Source organism: Dehalococcoidia bacterium (assembly GCA_041649635.1).
Classification (GTDB): domain Bacteria; phylum Chloroflexota; class Dehalococcoidia; order E44-bin15; family E44-bin15; genus JAYEHL01.
The window spans coordinates 111,052-133,699 of the sequence record JBAZMV010000001.1 but is presented as its reverse complement, the minus strand read 5'-3'; the positions used below and the strand labels follow the sequence as shown (position 1 = coordinate 133,699).

General features: G+C 52.5%; 16 protein-coding genes. 4 read left to right on the top strand and 12 right to left on the bottom strand.

What is annotated here, in order from left to right; genetic code table 11:
• Nucleotides 1-231: 231 nt before the first annotated feature.
• The 12 genes from WC562_00630 to WC562_00575 form a co-directional block, all read right to left on the bottom strand.
• Nucleotides 232-1,752: a YifB family Mg chelatase-like AAA ATPase gene (locus tag WC562_00630; GenBank protein MFA5054667.1), complete on the bottom strand. Its 1,521-nt coding sequence runs from the start codon at nt 1,750-1,752 to the stop codon at nt 232-234.
• 507 nt (nt 1,753-2,259) lie between these two features.
• Nucleotides 2,260-2,787 carry a type II secretion system protein gene (locus WC562_00625; protein ID MFA5054666.1) on the bottom strand — a complete coding sequence of 176 codons (528 nt, stop codon included), beginning with the start codon at nt 2,785-2,787 and terminating at the stop codon, nt 2,260-2,262.
• A 241-nt stretch (nt 2,788-3,028) separates the two neighbouring features.
• Nucleotides 3,029-3,871 carry a prepilin peptidase gene (locus WC562_00620; protein MFA5054665.1) on the bottom strand — a complete coding sequence of 281 codons (843 nt, stop codon included), beginning with the start codon at nt 3,869-3,871 and terminating at the stop codon, nt 3,029-3,031.
• Nucleotides 3,868-5,895 carry a hypothetical protein gene (locus tag WC562_00615; GenBank protein ID MFA5054664.1) on the bottom strand — a complete coding sequence of 676 codons (2,028 nt, stop codon included), beginning with the start codon at nt 5,893-5,895 and terminating at the stop codon, nt 3,868-3,870. Before WC562_00615 ends, WC562_00620 begins: the two co-directional genes overlap by 4 nt.
• Nucleotides 5,896-5,928: 33 nt before the next feature.
• Nucleotides 5,929-6,549, bottom strand: coding sequence for a hypothetical protein (locus WC562_00610; protein MFA5054663.1), 621 nt, complete (start codon nt 6,547-6,549; stop codon nt 5,929-5,931).
• 16 nt (nt 6,550-6,565) lie between these two features.
• Nucleotides 6,566-7,156: a PilN domain-containing protein gene (locus WC562_00605; protein MFA5054662.1), complete on the bottom strand. Its 591-nt coding sequence runs from the start codon at nt 7,154-7,156 to the stop codon at nt 6,566-6,568.
• Nucleotides 7,157-7,334: 178 nt separating this feature from the next.
• The gene (locus tag WC562_00600; GenBank protein ID MFA5054661.1) at nt 7,335-8,324 is read right to left on the bottom strand and encodes a hypothetical protein; all 990 of its coding nucleotides are present in this window, start codon (nt 8,322-8,324) and stop codon (nt 7,335-7,337) included.
• Between the two features lie 4 nt (nt 8,325-8,328).
• Entirely contained in the window at nt 8,329-11,460 is a 3,132-nt protein-coding gene (locus tag WC562_00595; GenBank protein ID MFA5054660.1) for a glycine-rich domain-containing protein, read from the bottom strand.
• Between the two features lie 13 nt (nt 11,461-11,473).
• Nucleotides 11,474-12,580: a type II secretion system protein gene (locus WC562_00590; protein MFA5054659.1), complete on the bottom strand. Its 1,107-nt coding sequence runs from the start codon at nt 12,578-12,580 to the stop codon at nt 11,474-11,476.
• 21 nt (nt 12,581-12,601) lie between these two features.
• On the bottom strand, nt 12,602-13,645 hold the full coding sequence (locus tag WC562_00585) for a hypothetical protein (protein ID MFA5054658.1): 1,044 nt from the start codon (nt 13,643-13,645) through the stop codon (nt 12,602-12,604).
• A 159-nt stretch (nt 13,646-13,804) separates the two neighbouring features.
• Nucleotides 13,805-15,025 carry a type II secretion system F family protein gene (locus WC562_00580; GenBank protein ID MFA5054657.1) on the bottom strand — a complete coding sequence of 407 codons (1,221 nt, stop codon included), beginning with the start codon at nt 15,023-15,025 and terminating at the stop codon, nt 13,805-13,807.
• 114 nt (nt 15,026-15,139) lie between these two features.
• Nucleotides 15,140-16,756 (bottom strand): GspE/PulE family protein, encoded by a 1,617-nt coding sequence (locus tag WC562_00575; GenBank protein ID MFA5054656.1) that lies wholly within the window; start codon nt 16,754-16,756, stop codon nt 15,140-15,142.
• A gap of 283 nt (nt 16,757-17,039) precedes the next feature.
• Here WC562_00575 and aspS point away from each other — a divergent pair, with 283 nt between their 5' ends.
• The 4 genes from aspS to WC562_00555 all read left to right on the top strand — a co-directional run bounded on the left by aspS (nt 17,040) and on the right by WC562_00555 (nt 22,621).
• Complete coding sequence (gene aspS, locus WC562_00570) at nt 17,040-18,803, top strand: aspartate--tRNA ligase (GenBank protein MFA5054655.1); 1,764 nt, start codon at nt 17,040-17,042, stop codon at nt 18,801-18,803.
• Between the two features lie 198 nt (nt 18,804-19,001).
• Nucleotides 19,002-20,579: a peptide ABC transporter substrate-binding protein gene (locus WC562_00565; protein ID MFA5054654.1), complete on the top strand. Its 1,578-nt coding sequence runs from the start codon at nt 19,002-19,004 to the stop codon at nt 20,577-20,579.
• Nucleotides 20,580-20,621: 42 nt separating this feature from the next.
• Nucleotides 20,622-22,004 carry a trigger factor gene (tig, locus tag WC562_00560; protein ID MFA5054653.1) on the top strand — a complete coding sequence of 461 codons (1,383 nt, stop codon included), beginning with the start codon at nt 20,622-20,624 and terminating at the stop codon, nt 22,002-22,004.
• A 26-nt stretch (nt 22,005-22,030) separates the two neighbouring features.
• Nucleotides 22,031-22,621: an ATP-dependent Clp protease proteolytic subunit gene (locus WC562_00555; protein MFA5054652.1), complete on the top strand. Its 591-nt coding sequence runs from the start codon at nt 22,031-22,033 to the stop codon at nt 22,619-22,621.
• Nucleotides 22,622-22,648: the final 27 nt, after the last annotated feature.

Here is a 22,648-nt window from a genome sequence, read left to right as displayed (position 1 = left end):
CTGATGAAGCTGCCAAGGCTGCGCTGAAACGTTTTCTTATATCCTGGCAGTTTGTTGCTATTGTACTGTCGATCATTATTATATCCGTATCGATATCTGTAGCCCTGAGTTATATGCAATAGACAGTATTTGATCTGAGTAAGAAATTAAATACACCGCCAACATCGTTGGCGGTGTATTGTTTTAACTAGAGAGAAAGACTCGCTGAATTATCGGATACAAAGCTGCGGACTACTGCATCAGGCTCCTCGGCCTGTACTGCAGCGCCTCGGCCAGATGGCTTACGTGAATGCCGGGTTCCTTAGCCAGGTCGGCGATGGTGCGCGCCAGCTTGAGCACGCGGTGGAAGGCCCGCGCCGAGAGCGCCATCTGCTGCATGGCCGCTTTTAACAGCTGCTGCGCCTCGGATTCCACCTGGCAGAACAGCTTAACCTGAGAGGGGGACATCTCTGCGTTGCAGACTATCCTGGTGCCGGCGAACCTCGCGCGCTGTATCTCTCGTGCTTCCTCGACCCTGGAACGTACTAATTCGGACGATTCGCCTTTGTGGTCATCAGCCAGCTTCTCGTATTCTATGCGCGGCACCTGCACGAACATGTCTATCCGGTCCAGGAGAGGGCCGCTGATGCGTTTCTGATATCGCGATATTGTGCCCGGCGAACAGGTGCACTCCTTTATCGGATCGCCGAAGTATCCGCACGGGCACGGATTCATGGCCGCAAGCAGCATGAAGTTGGCAGGAAAGGTGACGCTGCCCTGCGCTCTGCTGATACTCACCACCTTGTCCTCCAGCGGCTGTCTCAGCACCTCCAGCACGTTGTGCCCGAACTCGGGCAGCTCGTCGAGGAAGAGCACGCCCCGGTGGCTCAGGCTAATCTCGCCCGGCCTGGGCCACCTGCCGCCGCCGACAAGTCCGGCGTTTGAGATGGTGTAATGTGGGGCGCGGTAGGGCCGCTGCATTATCAGCGGGGTGTCCGACGGCAGCAGGCCGCTGATGCTGTAAATCTTCGTCACCTCAAGAGCCTCAGCCCTGCTCATCTTCGGCAGTATCGACGGCAGGGAGCGCGCGAGTAGGGTTTTGCCGCTGCCCGGCGGCCCGCTCATGAGGAAGTTGTGTCCTCCCGCCGCGGCCACCTCCAGCCCGCGCTTTACGTGCTCTTGCCCCTTGATGTCCGCCAGGTCTGTCGCGGACATGATTGACGTATTCTGCAGTTCCTCCTCCGGCACATAGTAAGATATGCATTCGTTACGATTCAGATGCCGCGCCAGCTCCGATAGCGAATTGACGGGCAGTATCTTTGCTTCCTGCACCAGCGAGGCCTCGCGGGCGTCAACGGCCGGGACGAAGACGGAATGAAGGCTGTTGTCAGCAGCAAGGGCCACCATGGGCAGGATTCCGTGAGTGTGGCGCAGGCTGCCGTCCAGCGACAGTTCGCCGAGGAGTGCCGTGTCTGAGACATCCGCTTGTATTTGTCCCGAGCATATCAGTATGCCTACGGCTATCGGCAGGTCGTAGGCCGGGCCTTCTTTCTTCATGTCGGCGGGGGCCAGGTTAACCGTGATGCGTTTGGCAGGGAAGTACAGTCCGCTGTTTTTGATAGCTGCGCGGACCCTCTCCTTGGCCTCCTGCACCGCGGTATCCGGCAATCCTACGATGTTGAATGCAGGCAGGCCGGGTGAAATATCTATCTCCACCTCTACGATGCAGCCTTCAAGGCCGACCACGGCGCAGCTTAATACTTTTGCGAGCATAATTAATAGACTAATGGGGGCTAATAAAAATGACCTGTGTGAATATCTTACTATTATGCCGTAAGGGTGTCAATTGAGATGTTGATTAATGTGGGGGTAGGTTTGGCGCCTTAATCAGATACGGCATTAAAGGGCAGACACACAGGTCTGCCCCTACGCGGGGGTTATCGGTTGTAATGTATCGGATTCGGGTGATCACAAGGATCGCCCCTACAAAAGATAAAATCGGTTGTGATGACTAGCATTCGGGCAAGCACGGGGGCTTGCCCCTACGGGAAATGTCGATGCGTAATTGTCATTATCCTTCCCTGATACAGGGAAGGATAATCCAGAGGGGATTATGAATAGCCGATTCCCGAACCACCGGATTGGAAGATATTCGCGGTGTAGGGGCGAAAAATATTTCGCCCGTGTTGAGACGGGGAAAAGAAGAAGCGCCCCGATTTCTCAAAGCGCTTCTTGTTGTTATTTGGGTTCTGAGTCAAGCTTTGTTTACCTTAACCGAGCTTACGGATATACGGTCATGAAACCATCTTCATCCTCGGCGTCGCAAGCAGTGCTGCCGCCGTTTTCGTCATCGCATTGGGAGTATATGTTGCCGTAAGCATCCATCAGCCATACGTAGTGGGCAGTGTCGCTGGCAGTGCATGTCAGTCCACCATCGCAGTTATCAGCGGTGTCCAGAAGAGCAACGCTGTCCGGCTCGTCCGCTAGTACGCCGCCATTCGCAGTCAGTATATCGCCTATGTTGATGATGTAGTATGTGCCCGCAGGAGAGGTAAGTGTTATGTTGGCGGTGCTCGTATACGGGAAATCTCCTGAGTGGCGACTTGCGTACTCTGCAACGGCGTTCTTCAGCTCGTCCTTAGTTGTATCGTAAGCGCGCTCTCTGGCATTGCCAAATACGCCGCCTACGGCCATGACCACGACTCCGGCCAGGATCGCCAGGATGACCATAACGATCAATAACTCGATTAACGTGAAACCTTTCTTGCTTTTCCGTGGCCCGAACCCTATGTTTTTATACGTCTTCATTTCAATTCACCTCCTTTCCTGTAAATTTACCAGTTCATTACATATATCGTATATCGTATTTTATATAATTTTATCCAGAATTAAGATATCACAATGTTTTATATTTGTCAATAGTCTTTTATGTGCATTTGGTATTTTTAGGTTTTGTCGGAAGATTAGGAAAGGTTATCATACGTATACTAGCTTTGTCAATATTTTTCGTTTGTCGAATGCATAAAGTAAAGACTGACGGCATCTCCTCTCAGAATGATGAATAACGGTTGAGATACCAGTCCATCATCTGGGTTCCCCATATCACCGCTATCATAGCCCCGACAGACAGGAACGGCCCGAAGGGTATCATGTCCTTCTTCTTCTTACGGCGCAGGGCTAACAGTGCGATGGCCGTTACGCCGCCGATAATCACTCCTATTATTAAAGCCAGGAAGACCAGCGGGAATCCCGTCGCCGCGCCTATAAAAACTCCAAGGTATATGTCCCCCTGCCCTATCCCCTCCGACTTGTAGTGCCACCTGGCGATGAGGTACGGAACTATCATAAAGACGAATCCGGTAGCGCCGCCCAGAAGCGACGATGTTATGCCGTCGAAGTAGGTATTGGCTATACTAGCCTGGGGCCAGTATTCCCCGAAGCCGTCCCAGAACAGCGAGAAGATAAGCGCCAGTATTATTCCTGCCGTGACTATCGGGTGGACGATTATTATCTGCTGTTCCAGATCGATGAAGAAAATGACCATGAAGACGCAGGCGTATACAATGGGAATGGCAACAAGTGCGCTCAGGCCGTCGTGATGGGACATGAAGTGCCACGCGATCAGTCCGAAGAGAAGCGCTGTTGTCAGCTCAACAATGAATATACGGATGGGTATCCCGGCCCCGCAGTACCTGCAGCGGCCGCGCAGGAATATATAGCTGAAGATGGGTATCAGGTCTATGCCTGCTATTTTTCTATTGCAGTAAGGACAGTGTGATGGAGGTCTGACTATGGATTGCCCGGCTGGGATGCGGTCTATGCACACATTCAACATACTGCCGATGGACATGCCGAACAGCGCGAAAACGAATGCCGCAAAGATTGGCGTCATACCACTTTAAGGAGGAGTCCTATATTGACCATATACTCGGCCAGGGGCAGGTCTTCCGGTACCGTTACAGGCGATTCCAGCGGCTGTACCGTTCGGCCCGTCAGCGCTGCAACGTTGAGAGCGAAAGGCACGCCTGATGCCGCCGCTCCGGTGAGATAGACAGGAACGTCCTGGTCAAGCGGGCGTTCCTTATTGATCTCGTTGTAGGTTACAACTGTTCGCCCCAGCTCGTCGCTGATCCTTCCCACCGCGTAATCCTGGTTTGCTACGCCTTCTCCCAGGAATACGCTTCGTATCAGTACAGGGATGTCATCTGAAACTATGACCAGCTCCATGCTGTTACCTTCGCAATTGGCAATGATGGCATCCTTCTGATTTATCGCTCTCATGAGCGCCAGAGGTTTAAGGTCCATCTGAGAAGGGTTGAGTCCGGCGTTACTCAAAGACCGTAATAGCAGTGAAATGGGTTCTTTGGGCACGGCCAGCACGAAGACGCGTGCCTGCGCCGCTTCCACGGGGAGTACCTGCCAGTGGAAGTAATTATCCTCCTCCGATACCGTCATGGTTCTCCTGACCTCGCGGGGGATGATTGTTTCCATCTCTTTCTTGCTTACATTCGGAATGGAGATGATGCGGGAGACAGATCTGAGGCCGGGCAGAGCGCACAATACATAACACCTGTGTACTTCAATATCGACGACCGCGCTCTTAATGATTTCTCCCAGACCTACGGGATCGGCTACCTGTCCCATTTTGAGTAGACTGGCATCGAACGGAACGCTTTTCCATGAATCCACTGCGTTATTGGCATAACTCAACATCCTGATATCGTTGCCTTCGATACTTAAAGCCAGGATGCGTTTACCGGTAGACCTGGTTCCGCCGCCCTTCCCTTTTCCCACGGACATACTGGGCATGCCGATCTTTGGCATTTTGGGCATGCTCAGTTTGGATTTACCCTTCGCCTTAGGTGTCTCGGGTGGAGACGGCGGCGCTTCTATGGAAGACTCCGAAACTCCCGCCGGAGTAAACTGTGCCTGAGCCGAAGGCACTTGTACTGGAGTCGGCGGTACCTCTGGCGGAGCAATAGGAGCCCATGGAGCAGGCGGTTCTTCTACCGAAGACGGCTGTACATCCACAGGTATCGACGGTGTCCCCATAGGAATATACGGTTCTTTTATCGGAGCGGGCGGTTCTTCTATCGAAGACGGCTGTACATCCACAGGTATCGACGGTGTCCCCATAGGAATATACGGTTCTTTTATCGGAGCAGGCGGTTCTTGCAACTGAGGCGCGGGTTCCGTTTCCGCGGCTGTCTCAGGTTTTTCTTTCGCTTTGCGGAAAGACGGTATGTGGATACCTGTTATTCTAGCCTTTGGTTTTTTCTCATCCTCGGCCGCCGGTGGGGTTTCGCGCTCGGTCGTGGTTTCGTCTGCCGGCTGCTTTTCTTTTGCCTTACGCAGAGAAGGCATCTTGGGCGCGCTTATTTTATGAATACTAATTTTCGGTCTAGCTTTTTCTTCCGCCTGTTCCGGAACGCTGTCGGCGGTCGCCGCGGGCTCCGGTGAATATGGCTCAGGGGCGGCTTTTTCGATCATCTCAGGCTGAGGCTGCTCTTCCTCTTGAGGATGAGCCTTCCTGGACTTGCCGGGCATGGATATCCCGGGGAGGGGAATCTTGGGCACGCTCAGTTTGGGAGCGCCGGGCTTGGATATGCTGGGGAGGGGTATCTTAGGCGCGCTGGGCTTGCGGAGTGTTGGTTTGGATATACTGGGCAAAGGTATATTGGGCATATTTACTTTGCGATGCCCCGACTCTTTAACTTCCACGGGCTGTTCAACAGCCGGTTGTTCAACTGCGATCTGTTCTACCGGTTGTGTCTCAGGGGCTTGCTCCTCTGCTACGAGCGGTACGGCGTCAGCGACGAATTCACCTTTATCTTTCTTACTGGAGCGGATACGAATACTCGGCATATCAGGCACCGGTACCCTTGTTGGTATCTTGGGCATCTTCAGGCGTTTCATATCAGGTGCTCCTTAATAAACATCAGGCCGCTCTTACTCTAGTGATATAACTGAATATTTAAAATCGATAACCCACAATCCGTCACTTTCGCCGTCCGACATACTGGCTGAGGTTACTATTGAGTTATCATAAGTCTCTTCTAATTCCGTCAGGAATCTGATAATCCTGCTGATCTTCTCTCCGGTTTCGCTATCGGTTTCCTGTACCGAGATTCCGTAAATATTCTCAATGTAATCGTTGCCATTGATTGTATATATTTTAGGATCATCTGAATCATAACTGAAGCAGGTTATGGAGGCTTCCCTGGCGGCCAGAATTATAGAATAGGCTACATCTGTATTCTTTACACTGTCGGGGAACGGAGAATTTTCCGCCAAGTCTTCCCGGGCTTGTTCAAGCTGGCTTTCAAGGGCTGCTATATTTTGCATCTCGCCCATTGAATTTAGCAGTGTTTGTTTCTGCGTGATCTGCTTTTCCAGGTCATTTTTATCGGCTGCTGCGCCGAAGTATAATACTGTAAAATAAATGGTCAGAGCCAGGAGAATAACACTAACAACTATCAGGATAAGATGTGTTGTAGTAATGCCTTTAGGCAATTTCATCGACGAAAGGCTGGCTAAAGAGAAGTTCCCTAGTGCATTCTTCTTATTCATTTATTTCACCTGCTGTCTAGTTCGCTCCAGTTAATTGTAATATTATGTTAAAATCGCACTCGGATACATCAGGACAATCGCCAAATGTGAAATCAACATTTTCGAATAAATCGCTCTCTTCAAGGGATACAGCGTAATCGTATACATATATTCTTTTTGTAGACATACCAGCAATATTTATTGTGTCACCCCTATCGGTTATGCTGTCTAAAGTGATCTTTTTACCCGGAACCAGGTCATCAATCTCGGCGATGATTTCAGACCAGAATGCACGACTGTCCAAGAAGCTTTGGTAGTCCGCCTCCAAACTTGCCAGTTGATTCTGTGTGTTGGTAATCTGATCTTGAATGGGCTCCGCCTCGTCTTTATTTTCGCGCAGTTCAGCGATCTGCTGCTGAAGGCTTGTTAGGTTTTGATCAAGGGCCTTGATATCGCTGTCAATGCCGGATTTCATGATGAAAAACATGGCTGCTGCGCAGATCAGGATAAATGCTATTAGATATAGTGTAAGGCCAAGGTATGATTTTTTAGGGGGGCGATATTCATCCGGTAGAAGATTCAGATTTATCTTTGCAGGACGTCTTTCCGGTGCTTGCTGCATCGTCATACACAGTTCCTTCTTCAAGACATATGTTACAGGAATGTACTATGAAAAGAAGTAAATGTCAAGTATTAATAGTACCCTTCCGCCTGTGGGCTTCATCACGAAATTTCACGATTCTCTATTAGACTAACATAAATAAATGGCGGCTTCCATATCCGCCATTATGAGCTGCCAGGCGGGACTAATGATATGTTACCTGCCAGCCTGCTATCTCTACGGTCTGCTCCAGCCAGTATACCATTGATCCGGGGCTGTGCCGTATGTATGCGGTTATGGACACAAGGTCCTCGCCGTTCTTGCTGGCTGTAGCCGTCACCGAGTAATCCTGATAGGTGTAGACCACTCCATCCTTCTCCATGCCAATCTTGACCCATGTATAACTGGTATCCCCGGTACCGCTGACTGACGCGGAGTATGACGGGCGGTTTTCGTTACCATCGCACGAAAACCAGCTACATTGGCTCTGACGGTGACATCCGGTATTCTTGAATTGTACGGTATAGTCGCCGGTGCCGCCCTCAGGGACGGTCCAGTCAAAGTTAAGGGTGAGCGGAGCATTAGTGCTTGAGCCGCTGACCTCCGTTTCCGCTATCTTTGAGCCGTTAGGGTAATTCATCCACATAGAGGCGCCAAGATAATAGGAACAAGTGCCGCAGAATAAAAACCAACGCCCTTCGTCATCCATTGTCCAGTTCACCTCTATATCTGCTTCTTCTACAAGATACAAAGGGAAGTCATGGGTTTTGCCGTAACCAAGGGAACTAAGGAGGAGGGTGCTATCGCAGGAAGCCTCCGGACAGATTAAAATCCCCGGATCCAGATAAGTCCATCCGCTGCCGCCTTCCGGAGGGGCCAACGGCTGGGGCATTGAGTCGTTGATTGTTACGGTAACATCCATACCGCTATCCAGGTAATCATCCTGGCTGTAAGATGTACTGGCGTTGAGTTCATAAACGTTGACGCCTCGTTGGATGTCGTGAATTATATATTCCATCATGGCGTCTGCGGCGTAGTAGGCGTTTGTCTTTATGAGATCTTTGGTGTAAGTTCTGTAGCTGCTGCTCAGGTAGTCGAGAAGAGGCGAAATAACAATAAGCCCTATAGCCATAACCATAAGGACAAGGATAAAGACCTGGCCCTTTTTAGCTTTCAACCCTGTTATCTTGAACATTCCATCACCATCTGTACATCCACCACTCGTTGCCGTAGATGGTCAGATACTTAGCCATAATGGCCCCTCTGCTGAGTATGGGCCTTTCATATCCCTGCAGTCTAGGCCCGCTGCCCTGCAGCTCTATCTCGCCGTCCGGGGCGAAGAGAACCCCTTCAAGCCTGACACAGGCGTTCCTCCAGCCATCATCTCCCTTGATCATGATATCGCCGTTATTAAACGTGTTGGGGGTGCCGCCGTTTCCCGTGGACCACAGAAGCAGGCCGTCCGCGTCATAAGGCTCCAATCCTATATAGTATTCCGAACCATATCCGGTGGTGGTATTATCAATGATGATCTGATCAGCGATGAATGTAACGCGTCCTCTGGTAGGTACGCCTCCGGTGCTAAGCGTTATGGTGCCCGGGCTGTAGTAATAACCGGGCTTCAATGTGTATGTGCTTGGATCGTTATCCTGCCAGACCTCATCTACAGTGGTAAGGACAACGTCCGTGGTGAAGACATACTCGTTATTTATGTCATCCAGCACTTCGATGCTCTCCGACAGGTTAGCATAGAATTTATCGTCGGGCGTGCCCAGTTTACTTTCTATCTCATCGAAGCTGACTGCAGGACAGGACTCGGGACCCCCGCATCTGAAATCCGCGCCGTCTCCCGTTGCGGAAAGAAGGTCACAGTACAAAGTGCCGCTGACCATGTTTCCCTCGCCGGTTACGGAGACGGCACCGTCAACGTACAGGTCGCCGCTGAACAGGTTGCCCTCGCCGCTGATGGACATGGAGTCAAGTCCAACGATAAGATCTTCCCCCCATATGCCCCCACGCCCCTGGCTTACTTCCGTGACCCTTTGCTTGATGTATATTGTAAGTTGTTTCTCAAGGGTTTTACCCATCCTGCTGGTCATATTTGCCAGTATGTCCGCTATTATATAGCCGCCCGCGCTGTTGAGCCTGAAGTTCTCTTGAGACACATGCCATGTTAAATACATAGTGCTCTGGCTCTCGTTACCTGGAGTTGTTGGCGTAGGGGTTACCGTGGGGGTAGGCGTGCCGCTGACATAGAAAGACCATAAGGTGGTATTATCATGTATCAGCAATGTGGTTTCCTCGTCTGTATCGTCCACGACCGCGTCCGGCGGGCTCCATCCGATAAATGTGTAGCCGGGGAGCGTATTGGCGTAGACGGAAACAATCGTGCCGCAGTCTATGGGGTTGGACCCCACAAAATAAGGCGAGCCGCCTTCGGAGCCGTTTGTTATTGTTAGTATGTAAGTATATCGTCCAAAATTGGCCTGTATGGCATAGTCATCGTCCACGGTAATAGTGGTGGAACTGTTTGCGACACCGTCAATGGTGCTTGTATTGCCGGACCAGTCAGAAAAGGCATAGCAGTCTCCCGGAGTGGCTACAATATCTACTACCGTGCCGCTAAGGTACGGGTAGGTTCCCGTCCCCGGCGTCGTTACCGTGCCGCCGGTTCCCGCGCTCGTGCTGAGGTTGAAACAACTGCCCGAATCGAAGGTGAAATTGGCGGTTATGGAGTAGTTGCCGTCCATGGTGATGGTAGTGGAAGCTGCGTTCACGTTGGCGATGGTGCCCGTATCGCCCGTCCAGTTAACGAATTCCTGACAGTAGTCGGGTGTGGCGACGATGTTAACCACCTGACTTAAATTATACGTGTATGTACCTTCACCGGGCGTGGTGACGGAACCGTCGCTGCTTGAATTAGTGGTAAGGTCGTAGCAGTCCCATCTAAAGTTGGCGGTTATGGAGTAGTTGCCGTTCATGGTGATGGTGGTTGAAGCGGCGTTCACGTTGGCTATGGCGCCGGTGTCTCCGCTCCAGTTAACGAATGCGTGGCAGTCGTCAGGCGTGGCGACAATATTGACCACCTGACCGGAGGCATAGTCTTCAAACGTGCCTTCGCCCGGGGTGGTAACATCGCCGCCGTCTCCGGAGCTTATGGTGAGGTCGTAGCAGTTCCATATGAAATTGGCCGTGAGGGTGTAATTGTCGGACATGGTGACCGTAGTGGAAGCGTCGTTCGGATCGGCCACCTTGCCCGCAGTCACGGCCGTGCCTGTCCAGCTATCGAACCTGTAGCAAGAGTCCGCCGTGGCAAGGACGCTGACAACCTGGTTCTTGCCGTATGTATATGTGCCTATGCCCGGGGTGGTGACAGTGCCGCCGGCCCCCGTGCTGGTGGTAAGGGTTTTCTCAAACTTGGTGTACTTGATTATAACGATGCCGTCGCCGCCATCGCCGCCGTTTCTGATGACACCGGTGCATCCCGCGCCGCCGCCGCCGCCGCCGAGGCCGTCTGTACCGGCTCCGCCATTTGCGTTCTCGCCCCCGTTACCGCCTCCGCCAGCGCCGCCCGTACCCGCCGTTCCTGAGTAAGTGCCTCCTCCTCCGCCGCCTGCATAGGTAACGGCGGATCCGCTTATGCTATAAGACTTACCGGCGCCTCCATTACCGGCTACATCCGGTACCGAGCCGGAACCGCCTGCAGCATTGGCGCCGCCGCCGCCGCCTGCCGCGGAAGCCCAGAGACACAGACAAAGACAAGACCAGTGATAACAATTGTTATAATAGCTGTTTCCGCCGTTGTATCCCTGGCCGCTCGGCGATGCGGTGCCTCCGTTATGATCGTCCAGGTATGTTCCTGCTCCTCCTCCGGAGCCGCCGTTACCGCCGTTGGCATTGCCTCCGCCATATCCTCCTCCATATGCCGTTAAGGTGCCGAATACGCTGTTCCCTCCTGCATTACCGTTATTGGTGCTGCTGCCGCCGGAACCTCCTCCGCCGACTGTAACCGTGATGCTGTTGCCGGCTGTCACAGCGTAACTCGCGCTATAGACAAGTCCGCCGCCGCCGCCACCTCCTCCACAGGCATATGCTATTCCAGCTCCGCCACCTCCGCCACCACCTCCCACCACCAGCACCTCAACCGATTCTACTCCTTCGGGCACCGTCCAAGATGTAGTGCCTACAGAGCTGAATGTCTCTGTATGTACCGAGTCGGCCTCGGCAGTTTGCACCTGCCATACGAAAGATTGCAGAACAGCAGTAACCGCCAGCGCCGTTACCGCCAGTATTGAGAAGATCCTTGTTGTATGTTCAGATAATCTCTTCATGGCATTTACCCTGCTACTCTATCTCTACCTCTATATAATCTGTATATACACCCTGGGACGAGTGGCTGGGATTGAAATCCGCCGCGACGAGAACGCTGAGGTTCCCGGAGCCCGCTTCGATATAGTGATTAGGATTCGATGAGATGCTGAAAGTATAGGTATTCATAACCGCACTGCCAGCTGGTCCATTCACATTAACGTATCTGTCCCACGTGTCGTCTACATAGTCCCACAAATAAACCTTAAGATAGTATATAGTGTCGGAAGGAGCATCCGGGCCGCGGCCTATAAATGTTACCGATATCTCGGTGACGCTATCCCTGTCCTGATAAATCTTGAACTGGTATAATTGCGAATCCTCATGGGGCACCGGTACGGCAAGATACTCGTATTCCATCCAGTAGTCGTCGCCGACGCTGCATATCGCATCATATATAGATTCGTCGCCGTAAAACATCTGGTATCCGGAATCGATCTCGCCAACGCAGGAGGGAACCCTTACCCCCATATTGAAGAAGTCCGCTAGATCATAGGGACGGCTGCAGGTAACCCATTCCTGGTTGCTCCAGGTTCTGCCGTAGGCCCACTTGTCCTCACCCCAGTTGTCGCAATAGGTATATGATGAAGGGGTAGCCGTAGCCGTAGGCGTGGGCAGGGCCGTAGGCGTTGGTGTGGGTGTGGGCGTAGGCGTTGGTGTCGGCGTCGGTGTCGGTTCCGATGGTGTCGGCGTCGGGGCTATAATAGTAACCTCTCTGGCTATATGGCACTGCGAGCTGTTGCTGCAATCGCTGCCAGTCCAGTAATATCTGACGTAATATATATCTCCTGTGGAGTAATCGGTCCAGCTGAAAGAACCGAAATCCGGGTTCAAGTCTCCTTCGCTGAAGGTTTCAGCTCTATAGCCGTCCTGATAGAGCATTGATGCGAGACGCTCCACATCGTTGACAAGTGTGATGTAGGCACTCTGATCTGGAGGGATGACCAGTACCTGATAGAATACAATACTTACTACGGGCAACAGTATGGAAGTGATAGCCAGCGCTGTTACCACCTCTATCAATGTAAAACCGCGCAAGCGCTTCATTGTGCTGCAGTTCCTTCCAAAATCTTCAACGTTCATCCTGTACAGCCCGGTTGATATTTAGTAAACATATGTGACCGCTGCGGTTACGGTCTCGAATGAGACTCTGTCCTCTCCATTGAAAAACAGTACGGTATATGTCCCCGCAGGTTGGGGGCTGGCTGTTTTTACGGTAAATTCATAATATCCTGTTGCTGGCTTGTCGCAGGGGATGCCTAAAAACCAACAGTTGTGCTCATACGTCCATTGCTCAACACCTTCATCGATATGACAACCCGATGGCGCCTTTACTATCGGAGCATAATCACCAGGTACATCCGGGTCGCAGCCACACCCCGGCATACATCCGCCGTCCCATGCGGTATCACTTCCCGGTCTGAAGACGACTCCGTCAGGATAGGGTTGATCCAGGTAATCCCGCTGAGCCCAGTCCGGCACTCCCGCATATATGCCGATGAACGGAGCTCCCCAGGTGAAGTACCCGTATATAGTGTTAGCGAACTCGTTTGTCCAGTTGAAGCCCCACGTGGCGCTGATGTATCCCTCCTGGCTGGTGGTTATAGTGCGATAGTATCCCGTCCACGTTCCGCAGCCCTGTTCGCCGAGGAGCCATTCCAAGAAGCCCCAGCATCCCAGCGCCCAGCCGCCAGGCGATTCAAAAGGCATGTCCTGTATGACATCGCTGACGAGGTTTCCCTTTGCCGGAGGAGCGGATGTAAAGGCATTCCCCTCCGCAATTTTATAGCCTATAAGCTCAACATCCTCTTTGCCGGCCATATAGTTTACGTTTACCGTTATTTTCTGCAACGATTGGCTTATTCCTAGGACTTCCACTTCTCCATCGATGGTGTAATTGGTAATATCGCTTATATTAGGGGATATATTACCATACGTATCATCAAAGTCACCGCTTGCATTGATATATTTCTGCACCTTCACATATTCCATTTGTGACTTGGCAAGGTTCAATGCCGAAGTCTTGCGGCTAAGGTTCAGCGTACCTGTTATACCTACATTTAGAGCCTCAAGTAATGTAAGAACAACAGAAGATATGAGAAATATAGATATGAGGGTCTCAATGAGGGTTGTGCCTCTCTTATTCATAGCTACCCTCCCCTTCTCCTACATCTACGCTATATAAACAGTAATTGACTCTATGCCCTTACCTGGTTGCAGGTTATCATATATTTATACAATAATTAAAACTAAATGTCAATATTAAAACTTAATTATTATTAAAATAATCTAATTTAAAATAATTTCTTATTCACCCTGAATCTGTCCGGCTATGCCGTACATCGGCTGGTACATGGAGAGGGCTATCACAGCAACTATTCCTCCAATGACTACGGTCATGATAGGTGTAAGCATCTGGGTCGCTTTTGCCACCGCCCTGTCCGTCTCTGTCTCGTAGAAATCTGCTATTGAAATTAGATTAGGTTCGAGCTTTCCCGTTAATTCACCGACACCTACTACCTGTCCGATTAGAGTCGGGAAAATAGCCTGGTTTTTCAGCGCCTGTGATAAAAGAAGTCCGTCATTCACGTCGCTCCGCAGTTGCTGGAATGCCCTCTTTAAGATGTGGTTATCGCTCGTTTGCACTATTAGGTCCAGCGCGTCAGTAATTGATATTCCTCCTCCCAGCAGCAACGCCATATTCCGCGTTGTCCTGGCCATGGCTCCCTTTAAGTTTACATCTTTGATGATAGGTGTCTTCAGCATCATGGCATCCTTGGTCATCTTACCCCGCGCTGTTCTGAGATACCATATAACGCCGCCTATGATTAGGAATGTGACGATAGACAGGTAAAGGATATTATCCATAGTGAAATCAGATATGGATACCATGGCTTTTGTGAGGAAAGGCATCTCGCCGCCCATCTGCTCAAACAGACCCTTCATGGCCGGAACAAGGAAGGTTACAAGACCGATGATGGCCACTACCGCAAATACAAGCACGATCATCGGATATGTCATAGCTCCCTTTACCTTCCGCTTGATCTCGGCCTCTTTGACCATCTGGATACTTATCTGCTGCAGCATCTGCTCCATATTACCTATTTCCTCGCCAACTTTTGTCATGCGTATATAGAAAGGCGAGAATAGTTTGGGATGTTTCTCGCATGCTTCCGAGAAGGAACTGCCTGCCTCGACCGATTGAAGTATGTCCTGTATCAGGCTCTTCATAGACCTCTTATTTGTGCGTTCGTAAAGCATTGTCAGTGAAGGGTAGATGCCGATGCCCGCATTCAGGAGCGTGTAAAGATCGCGGTTCAAATTGATTATTTCTTCGGTCTTAACGGCGTACAGTGACGGCAGCAGTTCCTCTATTGGAGGCAGCAGTTTCTTTTTTTCTTTGATATTGACGATGGTGATATCGGACTTCCAGAGGGTCGCTTCCGCAGTCCTTTCGGAGTCGGCCTCCAGCTCTCCCCTTACCTCTTCGCCGTTGGGATTAAAACCTATGTAACTGAATCGCCTCATATGGTTCCCCCCTACAGAACCGTCGACTAATGGCGTATCGGTTTCTTAGTTTGAATATACTATTATAATACAATGATAATTGCAATGCTTGCGAATTACAATGGCGTTGAATATCTAGTCGATGGTGAATACATGGCGCGCCACTTCGCCGGGGGTGGTCATGCCTTCCCTCGCCAGGCTCATGCCGTGATGCCGCATGAAGAGCATGCCGTCTTTCACCGCCTGTTGTTTAATCTCCACGGATCCTGCGCCCCTGGAAAGCATGCTCTTGATGGTATCAGTCACCAGCAGAAGCTCAAATACGCCGATCCTTCCGCGGAATCCGGTGTTTGAGCAGTTGCTGCAACCTTTACCGTAATGGAAATCGGTTTTTTCCTTGCCGGTCACCTGTTTATATACCAGCTGATCTGCCACGGGCGCCGTTTGTATCTCTTTGCATTTGGGGCATGCCCTTCTCACCAGGCGTTGGGATATGGTTGCCAGCACGGCGGAGGTCACAAGGAACGGTTCGACTCCCAGGTCTACCAAGCGCACGAGCGCGCCTACGGCGTCGTTGGAGTGGATGGAGGTCAGCACAAGGTGTCCCGTCAAGGCGGCGTCTACGGCGGTCTGGGCCGTTTCCTTGTCTCGAATTTCTCCTACGAGTATAACATCCGGGTCGAGACGCATGCACTGGCGCAACCCTTTCGCGAAGGTGATTTCGGCGGCGCGGTTGACCTGTATCTGCCTTATCCCATCGAATTTATATTCAATGGGGTCTTCAATGCTCATGATATTCAGTTTTTCCCTGTCCAGCTTGGCTAGAGATGAATAAAGCGAGGTGGTTTTACCCGAACCGGTAGGGCCACTGAATATTATCATTCCGAACGGCGAATTCAGACATTGCAGGTATGGTTCCAGGAAATATTGCGGCATGCCTATGTCTTCAAGTTCGATTATGCTATAGGTCTTGTCCAGCACGCGCATGACGCAGTATTCTCCCCAGTTGGTGCCGATGGTGGCTACGCGGAAGTCGATCACCCTGCCCGATATCTTTGCTGAGAAGGAGCCGTCCTGCGGGCGGCGGCGCTCGGCGATGTTCATGTTCGCCAATATCTTAATTCTGGTCAGCACGGCGGACATGACACCGAGTGGGAGCGAAACCGAGTTGTGCAGCACACCGTCTATGCGGTAGCGCACGTTCAGCACGTGCTCCTCAGGCGCTATGTGAATATCCGAGGCCCTTTCCTGAACGGCGCGTGTGATTATAAAGTCCACCGCTTTCACGATTGGCGCGTCGGTGGCCGCTTCCATCGAGGCTTCCGACAGTTCCTCCTGCTTGGATATCTCGATAGGAGCGATGATGTCCATCAAGGATTCGCTTAACATGGGGGTGGCGTCTTGAACGGACGCGTTCTCATATTTGCTCTTTATGAAGACATGGAGGTCGCCAGTGTTCGGAGTAACCGTTTTTATGCGCTTCTTTGTAAGCACGGACAGCGTGTCGATGAGCTGTAAGTCGTCCGGGTTATAGGTGACAACGGTGAGGGTATCGTCCTCCAGCTTGTAGGGAAGCACTTCCTGCTCCAGCGCCACCTTCCTCGGTATCAGTTCCAGCGCTTCCGTTTGAACGTCTATCGTTTCAAGGTCTACAGCAGGAGAAGAAAACTGAAAGCTGACGACGTTCTGTTTATTACCGCCGTTGCCCTTTTTCTCTTTGCTTTCTGTTTTAGGCGCGTTCTTATCAGCCATTAATCTACGCTCTCGCGATTACTTGCCTTGATTTATAACACGATTTAAAATCCGCCGCAATTACTTGATGTTTAATAACTATAAAATGATATAAACAATACTCCAGACTATATCTAGCATACTTGTAGGCAAATGTCAACAACGATAGATGTATATTGTCGATTAGGCCGTATGGCGGCGTAGATTGTCGGCGTGCGCGGAAAGACCAAGCGGTTCCGATTCGATTGAAATCGCTGCCCGCAATCATCTATAATCGTTAGCGAACTAAGGAGATTAACTAAATATGTACAGAACTCATGGTTGTGGTACGTTGACGGCGAAGGATTCGGGCGAGAGTGTGAGGCTCGCAGGATGGGTGCAGAAGTGGCGCGACCACGGCGGACTGATATTCATAGACCTGCGTGACGGAACGGGGCTGGTGCAGGTGGTATTCAATCCAAAGGTATCGGCCGAGGCGCATGCCATAGCCGCAAAGCTGCGCAACGAATATGTGCTCAGTGTGACCGGAACGGTCATGAAACGCCTGGCGGGGGCGGAGAATCCCAATCTCCTTACCGGCGAGGTAGAAGTTAGTGTTGAGAAAGCCGAGCTGTTGAATCAGTCCAGGACTCCTCCATTCGATATCGGCAGCGACGGTACGGACGTGGACGAGAACGTGAGGCTGCGCTACCGCTATCTGGACCTGAGACGGACGCGCATGCATGATAACATCGTGCTGCGCCACCGCGTGATCAAGTTCATGCGCGATTTCCTGGACGAGCGCGGCTTCCTTGAGATCGAGACGCCGATAATGATAAAGAGCACGCCCGAGGGCGCCCGCGACTACCTGGTGCCGAGCCGCGTCCAGCCGGGCAAGTTCTATGCCCTGCCGCAGTCGCCGCAGCAGATGAAGCAACTCCTTATGGTTGCCGGCTTCGATAAGTATTTCCAGATAGCGCGCTGTTTCCGCGACGAGGACCTGCGCGCAGACCGCCAGCCGGAGTTCACCCAGCTCGACCTGGAGATGGGATTTATAGACCAGGAGGATATCCTCAAGCTGATGGAGGATATGTTCGTCGCCATTGTCGAAAACGTCACTCCTAAATATAAGATGATAAAGCCGTTCCCGCGCCTGACTTACCGCGAGTCCATGGACAGGTTCGGCAGCGACAAGCCGGATATCCGCTACGGCATGGAGATAAAGGATATGTCGGACATCGCGGCGCGGACGGAGTTCGGCGTCTTCAAGTCGGCGCTGGATGCCGGCGGCATCGTGCGCGGCATATGCGCGCCGGGCTGCGCGGGCTATTCGCGCAAACAGGTCGACGATCTGGGCGAGTTCCTCAAGGCATACGGGTCGAAAGGGCTGCTCAACCTGCCCGTCGGCGGCGAGGGCGCCAAGGCCGTGGTGACCAAGTTCTTCAGCGAGGAGCAGAAAGAGGAGATGAGGCGGCGCTTCGAGGCTAAAGACGGCGACATGATATTCATCGTCGCCGGAGCGCGGCCCGTAGTGGAACAGTCGCTGAGCGCGCTGCGCGGCGAGATGGCAAAGCGTTTGAATCTCGCCGATCCCGATGTGCTGGCCTTCTGCTTTATCGTGGATTTCCCCATGTTCGAGAAAAACAAGGAGGGAAGGTGGGATTCCACACACCATCCCTTCACCGCGCCGCAGGACGAGCATATCCCGCTGCTGGATACCGACCCGGGCAAGGTGCTGGCCAAGTGCTACGATATGGTGTGCAACGGGCTTGAGCTGTGCAGCGGCAGCATAAGGATACACAAAAGCGAGCTTCAGCAGAAGATATTCCAGATACTCGGCTATACGGAGGAGGAGACCAGGAAGCGGTTCGGCCACATGCTGGAGGCGTTCGAATACGGCGCTCCGCCGCACGGAGGCATCGCTCCCGGCATAGACAGGTTCGTTATGATACTGGCGGGCGAATCAAGCATAAGAGAGGTTATCGCGTACCCCAAGAACAAGAGCGCAGCGGATGTCATGTTCGACGCTCCGTCCGAGGTCTCGGAGGAGCAGCTCAAGGACCTACATCTCAGGCTGAGGCTGGATTAAGTGGGTTGCATATTGCTTTCGTTACTCGGTGGAGATGCGATTGGATAGGGCGAACACAGGGGTTCGCCCCTACAGGGGAAATCTGATAAGGATAGGGGACACCCCTGGAACACTGGCATTCCGGCATCTTGCACATCGCTCGATTGTGGGCACGGCATGCCGTGCCCCTACCTCTTTTGGAGGTTTATTAACTTGAGAATGCGTCGGGTCGACGTACGAACAATCTTTGTCGTGTTAGCGGCTGCAATCGTTTTGCTGCTGCCCTGCGGCTGCGCGGGGACAACGGAATCGGCGTCGGGCGGCACGCTGGTACTGTTCGGCTCCAGTCCCAGCACGCTGGACCCGGCTAACTGCGCCGATTCCACTGCCGCCGGCTATATAGTTGAGATATTCAGCGGGCTGGTCACGCTCGACGGCGATCTGGAAGTCGTTCCGGATATCGCCGAGTCATGGAATATCAGCTCCGATGGAATGACTTATACTTTCCATCTACGCGATGATGTTTTCTTCCACGATGGCAGGAAGTTGACGGCCGACGACTTCAAGTATTCGATAGAGCGGGCCGCCGACCCGGCAACGGGCTCGCGCATAGCGGAAGCCTACATCGGCGATATCGTCGGCGTCACGGAGAAGCTGGCCGGCCTCGCCGTTGAGGTCAGCGGCGTCCGCGTCGTCGAAGAGTATACACTGGAGATCACCATCGACGCGCCAAAGGCTTACTTCCTCTCCAAGCTGACGCATCCGGCGGCCTACGTAGTCGACCGGAACAACGTCGAGTCCGGCGACGATTGGTGGCGCGAGCCGAACGGCACCGGCCCCTTCAAGTTGCTGGAGTGGAGCAGCGGGTCGCAGATAGTCCTGGAGCGGAACGAGTACTACTATCGCGGCGCGGCCAAGCTGGAGAGCGTGATTTTCCGGCTTCAGGGCAATGCAATGATGACATACGAAAATGGCGGCATAGACATCGTCGCCGTCGGCGCTGGCGATATCGACAGGGTTCTCGATCCGGATAACGCTTTGAATAAAGAACTGGTGTCCGGTTCTGAGCTTTCACTTTATTACATCGGGTTTAACGTCAATGTAGCTCCCTTCGATGATGCCAAGGTGCGCCAGGCTTTGTGTTATGCCGTGGATAAAGAGAAAATCGTCGATGTTTTGACCAAGAACACCGTTTCGGTTGCCTACGGCATCCTTCCCGAGGGCATGCCGGGTTATAACGATGATCTGAGCGGGCTCGAGTTCAACATATCGAAGGCGCAACAGCTTTTGGCGGAATCGCGCTATCGCAACGGTATGCCGCCCATAGTCCTGTCGGTTCAGGGCAGTTGCGCTGGAGTATACTCCGCCTATATAGCCATTGCTTATATGTGGCAGGAGAACCTTGGCATTGAAGTCAGCATCGAAGCACTCGATTTTATCACGCTTATAACGGAAGCCAGTAGCGGGGAGCTGCAGGCCTCTCAGGTGGGGTGGATAGCGGATTACCCCGACCCCGAGAACTTCCTCGATCTGCTCTTCCACTGCGGCAGCGTGGAAAATTATACAGGATATTGCGATGCCGGCGTTGACGCTTTGCTGGATGAGGCCAGGGTCGCTTCCGATATCGACGATCGAATGGATCTGTATCATTCGGCGGAGCAGGCCATCGTGAGCGACGCGCCGTTCTTCCCCCTGTGGTATGGTCGGAACTACTACCTGGTGAAGCCGTATGTGAAGGGTTTTAACCCCGCGCCGACAACTATCTCCTATCTTAAAGATGTTTGGATAGAGAGATAAGTTTGTTGGAATGAAGGCTGATTTCTGCTATAATTGTAACTTATGAAAGTATCATCGCAGACAATAGAAAACAGACAAATGGTTTTTGAGGTGGAGGCGGAGCCGGACGAGGTGGAGAAATCGCTTTCGGACGCGTACCGTCATCTGGTCAGTCGCATAGAGGTTCCCGGGTTTCGACGCGGCAAGGCGCCGAGGAGCATGCTGGAACGACACATAGGGCGCGGCGCTCTGCTTGAGGAGGCCGTGGAGCATCTGGTTCCGGAGCTTCTGGGCAAGGCCATCGACGAGCAGAAGGTGGATATCATTGCCAGGCCTCAGATAGAGGTCACGAAGATCGATCCGATATCGTTCAAGGCCACCGTATCTCTGCCGCCGGTCGTCGAATTAGGGGACTATCGCGAGATCAGGGTCGATAAGGAACCCGTCAGCGTCGACGAGGCCGAGGTCGATAAAGTCATCGAGCAGGTGCGCCAGCAGCACGGGACGTGGGAGCCCGTCGAACGCCCGGTGAAGTTCGAAGACCTGGTCACCATCGATCTGTTCGGCACGGTGGAAGGCGAGAATCTGGTCGAACAGAAGGACTTCCAGATGCAGGTGCATAAGGATATGCCTATTCCTGTGCCCGGGTTTTCCGAGCAGATAGAAGGCATGGAGATAGGCCAGGAGAAGGAATTCGAGATTTCAATTCCCGAAGATTTCAAGGCTCCCAAGATCGCCGGAAAGACCTGTTCGTTCAAGGTGAAACTGAACGAAGTGAAGGAGCAGAAGCTTCCCGAGGTCAATGACGATTTCGCCAAGGGCATGGGCGGCGATTTCGATACGGTCGAAGCTATGAGGAGTAATATCAACTCCAATCTTAATAATGCTTACCAGGTCGGCGCCATGAGGCGTTTCGAGCAGAAGGTTCTTGAGGCGGTGGTGGAGAAGTCCAAGATAGAGTTTCCTCCAGTTCTGGTGGAGCAGGAGATCGACAGGGTGATCATGGAGAGGGAGAGGGAGCTTGCGGCGCGCCGCATGACGCTGGAGGACTTCCTTAAGAGCCAGCAGAAGAGCATCGATGATCTGCGCGAGAGCCTGAGGTCTCTGGCAGAAAAGCAGATCGCCATATCGCTTGTTGTGGACAAGGTGGCCGAGAAGGAACAGGTACAGATCACCGCCGAGGAGATAGAGGCTGAGATACAGCAGATGGTGCAGTCGGCCGGCGAGCGCGGCGAGGAGCTGGCTAAAGTGTTCCAATCGCCGGAGCCGCGAAACTCCGTGGCGAGGTCGCTCGCCGTGGCCAAGACGGTCAGGCTGCTGATGGATATCGCGTCGAACGAAGCGAAGTCGGAAGCTGAACCGCCGGCTTCATCCGGTGAAACTGAAGCCGCGAAGCCGGAGGAAGAAGCCGAGACGGCATCCCCGGGCGAAAGCGAAGCTAAATAGAGAGAGGGAGCGATAACATGGACCCGATGTCTGTTATACCGTTTGTAACTGAAACCAGCGCCAGGGGCGAGCGCACTTTAGACATATATTCGCTTCTGCTCAAGGAGCGCATAATATTCCTGGGCACTCCCATCAACGACCAGATCGCCAATCTTATTATAGCCCAGCTTCTCTATCTGGAACGGGAGGATTCGGATAAGGATATTAGCCTTTATATCAACTCGCCTGGAGGAGTGGTGAGCTCCGGTCTGGCGATATACGATACGATACAGCTGATGCGGTGCGATGTATCTACCATATGCGTTGGCTCGGCTGCCAGCTTTGGCACCGTCCTGCTGTGCTCTGGAACGAAGGGCAAGCGTTACGCTTTGCCCAACGCAACGATACATATGCATCAGCCGATGGGCGGCGTGCAGGGGCAGGCTTCGGATATAGCCATCCACGCCAAGGAAATCCTGAGATTACAGGAGAAATTGAACCATATAATTGCCAACCATACCGGTCAGGCCTTTGAGAAGGTCTCAAAGGATACCGACCGAGATTTCTTCCTCAGCGCCGAGCAGGCGGTGGAGTACGGCATAGTCGATGAGATATTAAAAAAGGAAGAGAGTAAGTAGGTCGTAATTAGTATTCAGTCCTCATAG

Coding starts and splice junctions, on each gene's coding strand:
- WC562_00630 (MFA5054667.1), bottom strand. CDS start 1,752: ATGCTCGCAAAAGTATTAAGCTGCGCCGTGGTCGGCCTTGAAGGCTGC.
- WC562_00625 (MFA5054666.1), bottom strand. CDS start 2,787: ATGAAGACGTATAAAAACATAGGGTTCGGGCCACGGAAAAGCAAGAAA.
- WC562_00620 (MFA5054665.1), bottom strand. CDS start 3,871: ATGACGCCAATCTTTGCGGCATTCGTTTTCGCGCTGTTCGGCATGTCC.
- WC562_00615 (MFA5054664.1), bottom strand. CDS start 5,895: ATGAAACGCCTGAAGATGCCCAAGATACCAACAAGGGTACCGGTGCCT.
- WC562_00610 (MFA5054663.1), bottom strand. CDS start 6,549: ATGAATAAGAAGAATGCACTAGGGAACTTCTCTTTAGCCAGCCTTTCG.
- WC562_00605 (MFA5054662.1), bottom strand. CDS start 7,156: ATGACGATGCAGCAAGCACCGGAAAGACGTCCTGCAAAGATAAATCTG.
- WC562_00600 (MFA5054661.1), bottom strand. CDS start 8,324: ATGTTCAAGATAACAGGGTTGAAAGCTAAAAAGGGCCAGGTCTTTATC.
- WC562_00595 (MFA5054660.1), bottom strand. CDS start 11,460: ATGAAGAGATTATCTGAACATACAACAAGGATCTTCTCAATACTGGCG.
- WC562_00590 (MFA5054659.1), bottom strand. CDS start 12,580: ATGAACGTTGAAGATTTTGGAAGGAACTGCAGCACAATGAAGCGCTTG.
- WC562_00585 (MFA5054658.1), bottom strand. CDS start 13,645: ATGAATAAGAGAGGCACAACCCTCATTGAGACCCTCATATCTATATTT.
- WC562_00580 (MFA5054657.1), bottom strand. CDS start 15,025: ATGAGGCGATTCAGTTACATAGGTTTTAATCCCAACGGCGAAGAGGTA.
- WC562_00575 (MFA5054656.1), bottom strand. CDS start 16,756: ATGGCTGATAAGAACGCGCCTAAAACAGAAAGCAAAGAGAAAAAGGGC.
- aspS (MFA5054655.1), top strand. CDS start 17,040: ATGTACAGAACTCATGGTTGTGGTACGTTGACGGCGAAGGATTCGGGC.
- WC562_00565 (MFA5054654.1), top strand. CDS start 19,002: ATGCGTCGGGTCGACGTACGAACAATCTTTGTCGTGTTAGCGGCTGCA.
- tig (MFA5054653.1), top strand. CDS start 20,622: ATGAAAGTATCATCGCAGACAATAGAAAACAGACAAATGGTTTTTGAG.
- WC562_00555 (MFA5054652.1), top strand. CDS start 22,031: ATGTCTGTTATACCGTTTGTAACTGAAACCAGCGCCAGGGGCGAGCGC.